Annotated in this window: 13 protein-coding genes; 3 read left to right on the plus strand and 10 right to left on the minus strand. The window is 64.1% G+C overall.

The window, feature by feature from the left end; translation table 11 throughout:
• The first annotated feature begins 29 nt into the window (after positions 1 to 29).
• Positions 30 to 851, plus strand: a complete 822-nt coding sequence (locus ABID58_RS15780) for an EF-hand domain-containing protein (RefSeq protein WP_354033292.1) — start codon at positions 30 to 32, stop codon at positions 849 to 851.
• A gap of 15 nt (positions 852 to 866) precedes the next feature.
• On the opposite strand, the gene ABID58_RS15785 is transcribed toward ABID58_RS15780, so the two are convergent.
• Complete coding sequence (locus ABID58_RS15785; RefSeq protein ID WP_148751501.1) at positions 867 to 1,862, minus strand: P1 family peptidase; 996 nt, start codon at positions 1,860 to 1,862, stop codon at positions 867 to 869.
• A gap of 52 nt (positions 1,863 to 1,914) precedes the next feature.
• Positions 1,915 to 4,722 (minus strand): PAS domain S-box protein, encoded by a 2,808-nt coding sequence (locus ABID58_RS15790; RefSeq protein WP_354033293.1) that lies wholly within the window; start codon positions 4,720 to 4,722, stop codon positions 1,915 to 1,917.
• Between the two features lie 278 nt (positions 4,723 to 5,000).
• Between ABID58_RS15790 and ABID58_RS15795 the strand changes: the two genes are divergently transcribed.
• Positions 5,001 to 5,387 (plus strand): response regulator, encoded by a 387-nt coding sequence (locus tag ABID58_RS15795; protein WP_148751503.1) that lies wholly within the window; start codon positions 5,001 to 5,003, stop codon positions 5,385 to 5,387.
• Positions 5,388 to 5,461: 74 nt separating this feature from the next.
• Here ABID58_RS15795 and ABID58_RS15800 read toward each other — a convergent pair whose 3' ends face one another.
• The 6 genes from ABID58_RS15800 to ABID58_RS15825 all read right to left on the minus strand — a co-directional run bounded on the left by ABID58_RS15800 (position 5,462) and on the right by ABID58_RS15825 (position 11,020).
• On the minus strand, positions 5,462 to 6,580 hold the full coding sequence (locus ABID58_RS15800) for a branched-chain amino acid ABC transporter substrate-binding protein (protein WP_354033294.1): 1,119 nt from the start codon (positions 6,578 to 6,580) through the stop codon (positions 5,462 to 5,464).
• A gap of 148 nt (positions 6,581 to 6,728) precedes the next feature.
• Complete coding sequence (locus ABID58_RS15805; protein ID WP_354033295.1) at positions 6,729 to 7,472, minus strand: ABC transporter ATP-binding protein; 744 nt, start codon at positions 7,470 to 7,472, stop codon at positions 6,729 to 6,731.
• Positions 7,469 to 8,302, minus strand: a complete 834-nt coding sequence (locus tag ABID58_RS15810) for an ABC transporter ATP-binding protein (protein WP_148751506.1) — start codon at positions 8,300 to 8,302, stop codon at positions 7,469 to 7,471. The genes ABID58_RS15805 and ABID58_RS15810 overlap by 4 nt, the downstream gene beginning before the upstream one ends.
• Entirely contained in the window at positions 8,299 to 9,624 is a 1,326-nt protein-coding gene (gene livM, locus ABID58_RS15815) for a high-affinity branched-chain amino acid ABC transporter permease LivM (protein ID WP_354033296.1), read from the minus strand. The genes ABID58_RS15810 and livM overlap by 4 nt, the downstream gene beginning before the upstream one ends.
• Positions 9,625 to 9,637: 13 nt before the next feature.
• Positions 9,638 to 10,555: an ABC transporter permease subunit gene (locus tag ABID58_RS15820; RefSeq protein ID WP_354033297.1), complete on the minus strand. Its 918-nt coding sequence runs from the start codon at positions 10,553 to 10,555 to the stop codon at positions 9,638 to 9,640.
• Positions 10,556 to 10,810: 255 nt separating this feature from the next.
• A complete protein-coding gene (locus ABID58_RS15825) occupies positions 10,811 to 11,020 on the minus strand; it encodes a hypothetical protein (RefSeq protein ID WP_354033298.1) in 210 nt (69 codons plus the stop codon).
• 223 nt (positions 11,021 to 11,243) lie between these two features.
• On the opposite strand from ABID58_RS15825, the gene ABID58_RS15830 reads away from it, so the two are divergent.
• Positions 11,244 to 11,774 carry a hypothetical protein gene (locus tag ABID58_RS15830; protein ID WP_354033299.1) on the plus strand — a complete coding sequence of 177 codons (531 nt, stop codon included), beginning with the start codon at positions 11,244 to 11,246 and terminating at the stop codon, positions 11,772 to 11,774.
• Here ABID58_RS15830 and ABID58_RS15835 read toward each other — a convergent pair.
• On the minus strand, positions 11,736 to 12,128 hold the full coding sequence (locus tag ABID58_RS15835) for a carboxymuconolactone decarboxylase family protein (RefSeq protein WP_148751510.1): 393 nt from the start codon (positions 12,126 to 12,128) through the stop codon (positions 11,736 to 11,738). The genes ABID58_RS15830 and ABID58_RS15835 overlap by 39 nt on opposite strands.
• 106 nt (positions 12,129 to 12,234) lie before the next feature.
• Entirely contained in the window at positions 12,235 to 13,017 is a 783-nt protein-coding gene (pcaD, locus tag ABID58_RS15840) for a 3-oxoadipate enol-lactonase (protein WP_354033300.1), read from the minus strand.
• Between the last annotated feature and the right edge of the window lie 22 nt (positions 13,018 to 13,039).

Here is a 13,039-nt window from a genome sequence, read left to right on the forward strand (position 1 = left end):
CGGCATGCCGCATCGGTTGGAGTTGTGCAATGTTGTTTGCGCTTGGCGCCGTCACGAGTGCGCTCGATGCCATTCAATCGCTGACGAGCTCGAAATCCTCGTCGTCGACCCAGAAGACCGGATCGTCGCGAGCTGCGACCGATCCATTCGCAATCGACACCAGCAGCAACAGCACGAGCAGTGGCGCGACGTCATCGGTCAATTCCGGCAATTGCGCGCAGATCTCGCCGGAGACGATGAGCGCGCTGATTGCCGCGCAAAGCCAGTCGTCGGACGGCACGAGCAGCTCGACCGGCTCCACATCGGCGAGGTCGACGTCCTCGACATCGACGAGCCGGGATGATGCGTTGAAGGATCTGTTCTCGCAGCTCGACGCCAATGGCGACGGCCAGATCAGCAAGTCCGAATTCGAGAACGCGCTGGGCGCCGGCGGCACCAACCTGGCACAGGCCGACGACGTGTTCTCCAAGCTCGATGGCAATTCCGACGGCAGCGTCAGCCTCGACGAGATGTCGAAGGCGCTGAAGGGCAGCGGACATCATGGCGGCCACCACCATGCGCAGGCCGCGAGCGGCTCGGGCGATGCGTCCGGCAGCGACAGCGATTCCTCGTCGTCATCGTCGAGCGGCGGGTCGACCTCGACCACGTCGACCGGCGCCGACGGCTCGACCACCACCACCGTCACCTATGCCGATGGCTTCAAGATGACGACGACGGTGCCGGGCGCCTCCAGCTCTTCAAGCGCGTCGGGGGGCGGCAATTCGCCCTATGACTGGTTCGGCCAGATGATGCAGCGCCAGGCGCAGACCGCAGCGGGATCCGCGGCTTCATCGATGTCGATGAGCGTGTAAGCGCGCTCTGAAGCCCTAGCCAAACCGATCCTTCCACGCCGGCTGCGCGCCGGGGAACGGCAGCGCGGTCGCGCTGTAGACGCCGCGGGCGATCGCGCGCGCAACCACGTTGGCTGCGACCATGCCGAGCTCGGTGAGGCCTGCGACCGGATCGATCGGCTTCGCACAGGTCGCGGCGGCAAACAGCACGTCACCATCCGTCGGGGCATGCACTGGATAGATCGCGCGCGCAAAGCCGGTATGCGCGATCATCGCCAGCCGCTTGGCCTGCGGCTTGGTCAGCGCTGCTTCGGTGACGACGATGCCGATCGTCGTGTTCTCGCGCTCGGTTGCGGCGGGGCCGCCCTTGATGCGCATCTTGAGCATGTCGTCGGTAAATTTGTCAGGCAGCCCGCGGCCGCCGAACTCGCCGTCGACCTCGAACGGCGCCGCCCAGAACCACGGTCCGTCGCCGACGGTGGCGCTGCCGACCGCATTGACGGCGATGAGCGCCGCGACCATCACGCCATTGCTGGTGACGGCGGAGGCCGAGCCGAGCCCGCCCTTGAATGTCGCGGTGGTGGCACCAAAGCCGGCGCCGACGCTGCCGAGCGCAAAATCCATCCCGGCGGCAACTGCTGCGGCATAGCCGAGATCGCGATAGGGCGCGAAGCGGCCCCACGCCTTATCGCCGCCGTTGAGCAGATCGAACAGGATCGCGCCCGGCACGATCGGGATCAGCGCCTCGCGCACGCGGAAGCCGCGGCCCTGCTCGGCAAGCCAGGCCTGGATGCCGCCGCCGGCCTCGATCCCGAAGGCGGAACCGCCGGACAGTGCGATCGCGTCAACGCGTTCGACCGTGCCGGCAGGATCGAGCAACGCGGCCTCGCGTGTCCCGGGTCCGCCGCCACGGATGTCGATCGCTGCCACCGCCGGCTGGTCGAACACGATCGCCGTCGCGCCTGAAGCGAGTCTTGCATCATGGGCGTGGCCGACGCGGACGCCGGCGATATCGGTGAGGAGGTTTTTCAAGGATGGCACTCCGCTGCGTCGCCTTCAGCGATAGCGCAGGCGAGCGGCCCGCTCAACTCGCCAGCGCCGTCCTGAGCATCTTGGCAAGCTCCGATTTGCGGTAGGGCTTTGCCAGCAGCAGCACGCCGGAATCGAGCCGGCCGTGATGGACGATGGCGTTTTCCGTATAGCCTGAGGTGAACAGCGTCTTCAGGTCGGGGCGCCGCCGCGCCGCCTCGTCGGCGAGCTGGCGGCCATTCATGTTGCCCGGCATGATGATGTCGGTGAAGAGCAGGTCGACGTCCTTGTCGGCATCGATGATGGCGAGGGCTTCGGCGGCGTTCGCCGCTTCGAGCGCGGTATAGCCGAGGCTCTTGACCTGGGTCATGACATACTGCCGCACCAGCGCGTCGTCCTCGACGACGAGGATTCTCTCGTTGCCGCCGGTGATGGGCACGTTCTGGAGCGACTCGTACTCGGTCTCCTGCACGCCGGTGGAACGCGGCAGGTAGATCTTCACGCTCGTGCCGTGGCCTTCCTCGCTGTAGATCTTAATGTGGCCGCCGGATTGCTTGACGAAGCCGAACACCATGCTCAGGCCGAGGCCGGTGCCCTTGCCGACTTCCTTGGTGGTGAAGAAGGGGTCGAACACCCGCTCGATCAGGTCCGCCGGTATGCCCGAGCCGGTGTCGCTCACCGCGATCATCACGTAATTGCCGGCGACGACGTCGGGGTTCATGCTGGCATAGCCGTCGTCGAGGAAGATGTTGCGGGTCTCCAGCACCAGCGTGCCGCCGTCGGGCATCGCATCGCGCGCGTTCAGCGCCAGATTGAGGATCGCGGTGGAGAGCTGGCCCGGATCGACCAGAGCGGGCCAGGCATCCTCGGTGAGCTGCGGCAGGATGGTGATCTGCTCGCCGAGTGTCGGGTGCAGCAGCTTGGCGGCCTCGAGCGTCAGCGCGTTGACGTCGATCTCGCGCGGCTGAAGCGGCTGCTTGCGGGCGAAGGCGAGCAGATGCTTGGTCAGTTGCGCGCCGCGCTCGGCGGCATCGTCGATCAGCTTGGTGATGGCGGCGAGCTCGGGTCGATCGGCCACCGCGTCCGCCAGGATACCGATCGTGCCGGTGATGACAGTGAGCACGTTGTTGAAATCGTGGGCGACGCCGCCGGTCAGCTGGCCGATCGAATCCATCTTCTGCACTTGCCGGAACTGGGCTTCCGCAGCCTGCTTCTCGGTCAGGTCGCGACCGATGAAGAAATGGCGCTTCACAGGCTCCGACCAGGTTCCCATCCAGTTCAGTGAGACCTCGTGACCGTCATAGTGGTAGTAGCGCGCCTCGAAGCTGCGCTTGGTCTGGCCGCGGCGCGCCGCGCGCATCTCGGCCCGCGTCTTCTCGAGGTCGTCGGGATGGATGAAGTCGGTCGCGCTATGCCCGATCATGTCCTCCGGGCTCAAGCCGAGAATGTCCTTCACGCTCGGGCTGACCTGGATGAAATTGCCAAAACCGTCGGTGACAAGGATCAGGTCGCGCGAGGTTTCGAAGATGCGCTCACGCTCCTCGATCTCGCGCCGCAGCTTCTCGCGCGATTGCTTTTCCTCGGTGATGTCATGGGCAATCTTGGATGCACCGATGATTTGCCCGCTGTCCGATCGCAGCGGCGAGACATTCAGGACGACGTGAAGTAGACGGCCGTCCTTGCGGAGGCGGACCGTCTCGTGCTGGGCGATCGACTCGTTGCTGCTGATGCGGTTGAGAATTCCCCTGGCTTCGGCCCTGCGGTCCTCGGGCACCATGAGGTCGATCGACTGGCCGACGGCCTCGGCGGCAGAATAGCCGAACAGGTGCTCGGCAGCCTTGTTCCAACCGGTGATGATGCCGTCGAGCGACTCGGTGATGATCGCATCGTTGGAGGACTCGACGACGGCGCCATACAGCGCGAGGCGTTTGCCGTAGAAGTCGCGATCCGACGCCGACTGTTCGCGCAACCGGCCGACGAGGCCCACCGTGTGGGCCTGAAGGCGGACATTCTCGATCAGTAGCACCGCGAGCACAAAGATTGCGGCGAAGAGCCCGTAGAGGCGGCCGGCGTAGAAGCCGAGATCGTAGCGGGCGCTGTTGAATATCCCCGATAGGGCAATATCAAATAGCCAGGCGCACATCACCGCCATGAGCCAGACGTCGATCACCGCATGCGGCCGCTTGAACCACAGACCGATCAGGGCAGCAAAGCTCAAAGACCACACGAACGAGATCACGCCTACCTGCACGGTCGTGAAGCCGCCGCCTGCCTTCAACAGCGGCGGAAGCAGACCGTGCCCGGCGGTCACGATCCAGGTGAGGGCCGCCACTGCTGCGCCGACACCGAGCAAGCTGCCGATGATCGCGTTTCGCGTCGAACCGGAGATTTCGACTCCGCCGTTCACCCCCTTGCACCAGACATAAGCCAGCACGAACCCTGGAAAGCCGCCGTGCCAGATCATGTAGAGCCAGGCGGTTGTCTGCGGCCCGGCGCCAAACAGCCCATTCGGAGCGAAAAGGCCGGGAAAGCTGAGCGCGTGGACCAGGGCGGCTGTTGCTGTGAACAGATAGCCGCTTGAAAGCCACAACAGTGCGCGGGTCCGCAACACCGCAAATTGCGAGAACAACAGCACTGCAGTGATGATGTCGCAGACAGCGAGAGCGGATTGATAGCTCCCGATGAAGGCCGGCACCTGTATCAGCGGCGTACCCGCGAATGGGACGGCCAGCGCGAACAGGATCGCGGAGATGCCGACGATCGCCAATGCTGCAGTACGATCGCTCTGCGTGGCCGGCAAGGTCGAAAGGAATGTGCTTCGGTCGTTCTTTGCGTGCACGTTGACCTCTCGCTGGGTCGGCATGGTAGTCCGCATGACTTCGTTGGCCGGCTGCCTTGGTCTTCTGTCTTGGTTCTTCTGTCTTGATTCTTCTGTCTTGGCCCCCATGGTAGCCCGCTCAGGGCACGTGTCCCGACGGAACCCGCCCGCGACTCAACCGAAGGTTACAGCTTACTTAACTTGAACAGAGAATCGGAATAGGGAATCGGTAAGGTTGGCTTTACTCGATCGACCCATACTGCCTTGGCGCACGTTGCCGTTGAATTGAACCAATTCATGGTACGAATCCGGGAGTTGTTCCCATGCCCTGTGTCCTTGTTGTCGACGACCAGAAGGACGTCCGCGCCATGGTCTCGATCGTGCTTCGGGTCAATCGTTATGACGTTGTTGAAGCGGAGAGCGGCGCGGGCGGCCTGAAGGCCTTCGACGAGAACGTTTTCGACGCAGCGATTGTCGACATTTTCCTGACCGATACCAGTGGTATCGAGGTCATGGCCGCTATTCGCGAGCGGGTTCCCGGATTTCCGATCGTGGCGGTATCAGGCATGACGGCGCTGGACTTCATCGGCGAGGCGCCCGGCCTTGACGGCGTGGTCTGCCTGCAAAAGCCGTTTCGGCCGAACGACCTGCTGCAAGCGCTCCGGAAGGCGCAAGGAGATGCGGGCGGCGAATTGTCCGCAGCCGTCTGACCGGACTTCAAAAGAAAACGCCCCGGCGAACCGGGGCGTTGACGTCGTCTGGCTATAAGGTCAGGTGTCCTGTATCAGGTGCCATTGCCCTTGATCTGGGAGTAGCCGCCCTTCGCGTCCCACTTGTAGACAACGTAGTCGAGCTGCTTGATGTCGCCCTTGGCGTCATACTCGATCGGGCCGATCACGGTGTCCCACTTGCCGGCCTTCATCGCTTCCATGACCTTCTTGGCGTCGGTGGTGCCGGCCTTCTTGGCCGCCTGCGACCAGACCTGCATCGCCGCGTAGGTGTAGAGCGTGTAGCCTTCGGGATCGATGTTCTTGGCCTTGAAGGCGTCGACGATCTTCTTTGCGGTCGGCTTGTCGCGCGGATCGGGACCGAAGGTGAACAGCGTGCCTTCGCCGGCAGGGCCGGTGATGGAGGCGTATTCCTTGTCGGCAAGCGCGTCGCCGGCCATCAGGATCGTCTTGAGGCCCTGGTCACGCATCTGACGCAGGATCAAGCCGCTTTCCTGGTGGTAGCCACCGACATAAACGAGATCGATGTTGTCGCGCTTCAGGCGCGAGACGATCGCGTTGAAGTCCTTGTCACCCTTGTTGTAGGACTCGTACATCTTCTCGGTGACGCCGGCCTTGTTGAGCGCCTTCTTGGTCTCGTCCGCAAGACCCTTGCCGTAGGTGGTCTTGTCGTTGAGGATCGCGATGTTCTTGCCCTTGAAGTTCTTGGCGATGTACTGCGCCGCGATCAGGCCCTGCTGATCGTCACGGCCGCAGACGCGCGCCACGTTCCAGAGCTTGCGCTCGGTGAAGAGCGGGTTGGTCGAGGCCGGCGTGATCTCAAGCACGTTGCCGTCGGCATAGGCTTCGGAGGCGGGGATCGACGACGACGAGCAGTAATGCCCGGTGACGAACGGAATCTTGGCGCCGGCGATCTTTTCCGCGATCGAGCGCGCCTGCTTGGGATCGCAGGCATCGTCCTCGACGTTGAGCGCGAGCTTCTTGCCGTTGACGCCGCCGGCGGCGTTGATATCAGCCACGGCCATCTCGGCGCCGTTCTTCATCTGGCGGCCGAATGCGGACTCCGTGCCTGTCATCGGGCCTGCGACTGCGATGGTGACATCCTGCGCGAATGCCGCGCTCGACAGCGCGATCGAAGCGCCGAATGCCAGACCGATGAGCTTCAGTGATTTCATGAGATACCTCGTGGGTGATCGTCTGTGGAAGTTGCCGGGTTGGCCCGGTTCAAACCGGCGCCATTCTTGAATGAATCCCGGGAGAAGTCACCGGCAAAATACGGGCACTGCGGCAAAATTCGCAACATTCGACCGCACTCCGGCCCAATCAGCCGTGCCGGCCGCCTTCCAGATAGGCGGCGCGAATCTCGGGGCGCTGCAGCAACTCGGCGCCGGTTCCGGCAAGCGTGATCAGGCCATTGACCATGACGTAGCCGCGATGGGCAAGCTTGAGTGCATGGTTGGCGTTCTGCTCGACGATCAGGACGGTCAGGCCGTCCTGCCGGTTCAGGGTCCGGATCGCGTCAAAAATCTGCCGGGCGATCAGCGGTGCAAGCCCGAGCGAGGGTTCGTCGAGCAGGAGCAGGCGCGGACGGCTCATCAGGGCGCGCCCGATCGCCAGCATCTGCTGCTCGCCGCCGGACAGCGTGCCGCCGCGCTGGACGTAGCGCTCCTTCAGCCGCGGAAACAGCGTGAACACCCGCTCCAGCGTCGCCTCGCGCTCCGCATCGGTGCATTCGGTGGCGTCCGCGCCCATCTGGAGGTTTTCCGCCACGCTCATGCGCGGAAAGATGCGGCGGCCTTCCGGCGACTGCGCGATGCGCAGATGCGCGATCTCGTGGGTGGCGACGTCGGTGATGTCGCGGCCTTCGTACAGGATCTGGCCGGCGCGGGCGCGCGGCTTGCCGAAGATCGTCATCATCAGTGTCGATTTGCCGGCGCCGTTGGCGCCGATCAGCGCCACGATCTCGCCTGCATCGATCTGGACGTCGACGCCCTTCAGGGCCTCGATCTTACCGTAGGCGGCGTGCAAGCCGCGGATCGCGAGCAGGGGAGTGGGGGCGGACGTCACGACCCGCTCTCCATCACGGCTACAGCCTCTTCCTCGTCGGTGCCGAGATAGGCGGCGATCACCTTGGGATCGTCCCGGACCTCTCGCGGCGTGCCCTGAGCGATCTTCACGCCATGGTCCATCACCACGATGTGGTCGGAGATCTCCATGACCACAGACATGTCGTGCTCGATCAGGAGGATCGAGGTGCCGAGCTCGTTGCGGATCGACAGCAAGAGCTCGCTGAGCGCGGCGCTCTCGCGCGCATTGAGGCCCGCGGCCGGCTCGTCCAGGCAGAGGAGCGCAGGCTCGGTGCACATCGCGCGCGCGATTTCGAGCCGGCGCTGGTCGCCATAAGCGAGGTTGCCGGCGGCGTCATCGGCGCGGTCGAACAGTTTGATCCGCTTGAGCCAGTCGGTGGCGAGCGCGATCGCCCGCTTCTCGGCGGCGCGATAGGTGGGGACGCCGATCAGGCCGAGCAACGTAAAGCCGGAGGCGAGCATCAAGGCATTGTGCTGCGCCACCATCAGGTTCTCGAGCGCCGTCATGCCGGGAAACAGCCGGATGTTCTGGAAGGTGCGGGCGACCTTCGCCTGCTTGGCGATGCGGAAATCGTTGAGCCGTTCCAGCGCGATTTGCCGGCCGTCGTCATGGGTGAGGCGAATGGCGCCGTCGCTCGGCTTGTAGAAACCGGTGATGCAGTTGAAGACGGTGGTCTTGCCGGCGCCGTTCGGCCCGATCAACGCGGTGATCTTTTTCCGTTCGGCTTCGAACGACAGCTCCTGCACCGCGACGATGCCGCCGAAACGCATGGTGAGCCGGTCGACGCTGAGAATTGGCTCGCCGCTCATCCGTGCCCTTCCTTGACGAGGTCGGAGGAGATGACTTGCGCCTTGGTGAGGTACACGGTCGGCGCGCGATGGCCGATGATGCCGCGCGGCCGCCAGATCATGATCAGCACCATCGCCATGCCGAACACCAGCATGCGGTAGTTCTCGAGGCTGCGGAACAGCTCGAAGCCGCCGATCATTGTGAGCGCCGCGAGCGCGACGCCGAGCTGCGAGCCCATGCCACCGAGCACGACGATGGCGAGCACCAGTGCCGATTCCTGGAAGGTGAAGGATTCCGGGCTGATGAAGCCCTGGCGGGTCGCGAAGAACGCGCCGGCAAAGCCGCCGAACATGGCGCCGGTCGCGAACGCCGTGAGCTTGGTGGTCGTGGTGTTGATGCCGAGCGCGCGGCAGGCGACCTCGTCCTCGCGCAGCGCCTCCCAGGCGCGGCCGATCGGCAGGCGGCGCAGCCGGATCGTGACCCAATTGGTCAGCAGCGCCAGCGCCAGGATCAAATAGAACAGGAAGACGATGCGATGGGTCGGCGAGTATTCGATGCCGAGTTTGGCAGCCAGCCCGCCGTCGGTGTTGTCGAGTGGGATACCGAAGAAGGAGGGGCGGGGAATGCCGGAGACGCCGTTCGGACCACCGGTCAGATCCTGCCAGTTGATGATGACGAGACGGATGATCTCGCCGAAGGCGAGCGTCACGATCGCAAGATAGTCGCCGCGCAGGCGCAGCACGGGAAAGCCGAGCAGCACGCCCCAGAACGCGGCAAAGATGCCGGCGAGCGGCAGGCAGATCCAGAACGACCAGCCGAAACTGGTGGCGAGCAGCCCGTAGGAATAGGCGCCGACCGCGTAAAAGGCGACGTAGCCGAGATCGAGCAGGCCCGCGAGCCCGACCACGACGTTGAGGCCCCAGCCCAGCATCACATAGGTGAGCACGAGGATCGCGAGGTCGAGAATGTAGCGCTGGTTGTAGAAGATCACCGGCACCAGCAGCGTGAAGATCAGCAGTGCCGGCGCAAGGTAGCGGCCAATGAACGACATCCCGCTCTGCACGCTAGGTGGCACCAGCTTCTCGGCGCCGGTCGGGCCGATCCATTGCCTGAGCAGCTCGATCACGATCGAGCCGCCGAACACCGCACCGACGAGCGCGGCGACGTCGCCGAAGCGCGCCCAATAGGTGAGCTGGCCGTCGGAGCCCGCTTCGGTACGGATGCCGACCATCAGCGAGAACAGCACCAGCGCGATCAGCGCGTTGATGAAGGCGGTCTTCAGAAGGAAGGGGATGCCGGCGGTGCGACTTGCTTTGGTGGTCTCGTGCGGGGTGGCTGTCACGCGGGGCGGTCCGTCAGACTTTTTCGACTTCGGGACGGCCAAGCAGGCCGGTCGGCATGAAAATCAGCACGACGATCAGGATCGAGAACGCGGCGACGTCCTTGTACTCAACCGAGAAATAGGCCGACCAGAACGTCTCGATCAGGCCGATCGCGAGTCCGCCGAGCATGGCGCCGGGCAGCGAGCCGATGCCGCCGAGCACGGCGGCGGTGAAGGCCTTGATGCCGGCGACGAAGCCCATGAAGAAATCGACCAGGCCATAATAGAGCAGGTACATCAGGCCGGCGACCGCGGCGAGCGCAGCGCCGATCACGAAGGTCATGGAGATGGTGCGGTCGACGTCGACGCCGAGCAGCGCAGCCATGGTCTGGTCCTGCTCGCAGGCGCGCATGTCGCGCCCGAGCCGTGTGCGCGAGACCAGCCAGGTGAAGATTCCAAGCAGCGCGATGGTGGTGATGACCACCATGATCTGGATGTTGGAGAGCTGGATCACGAAGCCGTCGGCGCTCTCATGCAGCGTGTAGCCGCCGGTGATGAAGGGCGGGATCGGCTTGACGCGCGCGCCCTGCGCTATCTGCGAGTAGTTGGTCAGCACGAAGGACATGCCGATCGCCGACAGCATCGGCGCGAGGCGGAAGGAATGGCGCAGCGGCCGGTAGGCGATGCGCTCGATGGTCCAGCCATAGAGTGCCGTGATCGCCATCGAGACCAGCAGCACGACCAGCAGGATCACCGGGATCGCGGTCAGGCCGAGCGAGATCAGGATCAGGAAGGTGATTAGCGCAATGAAGCCGCCGATCATGAAGATGTCGCCATGGGCGAAATTGATCATGCCGACGATGCCGTAGACCATCGTGTAGCCGATCGCGATCAGGCCGTAGATGGAGCCGAGCACGAGGCCGTTGATGAGCTGCTGGGCGAAATAATCCATAGGCTGCCGTTACCCAAACCTGACGCGACTCAAAGGGAGGTCTTCGAGAGAGTGCTTAAGTTTCTTCTCGGGCCCCGGCAGCCCTTGAGCGTTCTTCCCGTTTTGTAACAGCAGGGAACTGGTGGCTGCAACTGGCCATTGCCTCGGCATAAAGGCTTGTACAGAGATCATTTTGGCTACGGCTGTTATATCCCGGTTCCCCGCACTGCGAGGAACCAGGTTCCGCGCGGCAACTAAATCGGCTGCCGCTTGTTGTCACGCACTGACGTTCAACAAGGGAGTTTCCCCCCAATGACGAAGCAGCAGAACCAGAATCCGGGCCAGCAGAACCAGAGTCCCGGCCAGCAGCGCCCAAGCCAGCAACCAGGGCAGCAGCAAGGCGGTGGGCAGAAACCCGGACAGCAGCAGCAGAACGACCCGATGCGCCAGGGCGACAAGCCCGGCCACCAGCAGGGTGGCCAGCACGGTCAGGACAGTTAGGGAGCCGAGAGCCAAGGCTAACGAAGCGAACAAGGCTAATGAAGTGAAGCGGGCCCCGCCGAAAGGCGGGGCCTTCTTTGAATGAACTGGCCAGCCGGGCGATTAAGGTAAACAAAGGGTTTAAATTGCCGCCACAGTCCGATGCGAGTTAGCTCCCCCGGCAAAGCCTTCCGTCCGAAGGCGCGGTGCAGGCGAAGCGGGAAGCGGCATGTTCAGGAATTGGCGGATCGGCTCGGTCAACGGCGCGCTGCTGGCGGCTTATTTCATTCCGGCCTGGACGATGGTCGCCTTCAACATCGTGGTGGCGCCGGTGCACGGCCTCTACGAGCGGCCGAGCGTTGCCGTGGCGCTGTTCCTCAGCGACCAGCTTCAGATGTCCGGCCTGAGCACGGTGCGCGCCGCCTGGCTGCTGGCGCTCGGGCGCCTGACCGTGGTGGCGTTCCTCGCGATCTATCTTGCGCTGCTCGCCATTCCGCGCACCCGCAAGAGCGGAGCCAGCGACGAGGCGCTTGGCATTGCGCTAGCCATCGGCAGCCTGATCTCGTTTGTGAGCATGGTGATGGCCTCGAAGGTCGGCGAGATGGCCGCGCTTCGGCTGCACGCCACCGAGCTTCTTCTGCTGCTCGGTGCGGCGGTCGTGCTGGTGATCGAGCGGCCGGCTGCTGCGCCGAAGACCGTCGACGTCGCGGACACCGCGCCGCTAGGTATCGAGCAGGCCGAGCTCCTGCACAATCGCTGAGGCTTCCTTGACGGCGTGGTTCGCCGCCGGAACGCCGCAATAGATCGCCTGCTGCAGCAAAATTTCCTTGATGTCGTCGGGGGTGAAGCCGCCCTCGGCGAGCGCCGCGCGCACGTGCAGGCGGAATTCGTCCCATTGCCCAAGCGCGACCATGGTGCCGATCACCAGAACCCGCCGCGTGCGCTCGTCGAAATGCGGCCGCGTCCAGATCTCGCCCCAGGCGTAGCGGGTGATCATGTCCTGGAAGTCGGTATTGAAGGCGTTGCGGTTGGCGATCGACTTGTCGACCCAGGCATTGCCCAGCACTTTTCGGCGCACGTTCATGCCGGCATCGCGGCGCTTCTGATCGTCCATGTTGTTTCCTCCTTCGTCATTGCGAGCGTAGCGAAGCAATCCAGTCTGCCGCTGCGGAGGGATTTCTGGATTGCTTCGCTGCGCTCGCAATGACGGCGTTGTGAGATCAGCGTTGCGTCAAGAAGCCCACGACCGCGTCGGTGAACGCGTGCGGCTGCTCGACATTGGAAATGTGAGCGGCATCGATGATGGTCATGCTGGCGCCGGGAATGTTCGAGCGGATCAGCTCGCCCGCAGAAATCGGGGTTGCCTGATCGTGGCGGCCGGCGATCACCAGCGTCGGGTTCTTGATGGCAGGCAGCAGCGCGCGCTGGTCGAGGGTCGACAGCGCCTCGCAGCAGGCGAGATAGCCCTCGACCGGCGTCGCGAGCAGCATCGCCTTCATCCTGGCGGCGATGTCAGGTTCGCGCTCGCGGAAATCCTGGGTGAGCCAGCCGGCGATCACGGCGTCGGCGACCGCGGCGATGCCGCCCTTCTTCACGGCGTCGATACGCTCCAGCCATTTGGTCGGCTCGGCGTAATAGCAGGAGGTATTGGCGAGGATGAGCTTGCCGAAGCGCTCCGGCGCGTTGGCGCCCAGCCATTGCCCGACCATTCCGCCCATCGACAGGCCGCACCAATGCACCTTTTCGATGTTGAGATCGTCGAGGATCGCAAGCACGTCGCGGCCGAAACGTTCCATCGAATAGGGAGCGGGCGGCACCTTGGACTTGCCGTGGCCGCGGCGGTCGTAGCGGATGACGCGGAACACCTGGGTCAGCGCCTTCATCTGCGGCTCCCACATCTGCACCGTACAGCCGAGCGAGTTGGAGAGCATCAAGGTCGGCCCGCCGTCGCGGCCCTCGACGGAGACGTTGATGAGGCAACCGTCGGCATCGATCATGGGCATGCGGCGTCTCCGTTTTTATTTC

The organism is Bradyrhizobium sp. S3.2.6 (assembly GCF_040546885.1).
In the GTDB taxonomy this organism is placed as follows: Bacteria; Pseudomonadota; Alphaproteobacteria; order Rhizobiales; family Xanthobacteraceae; genus Bradyrhizobium; species Bradyrhizobium cytisi.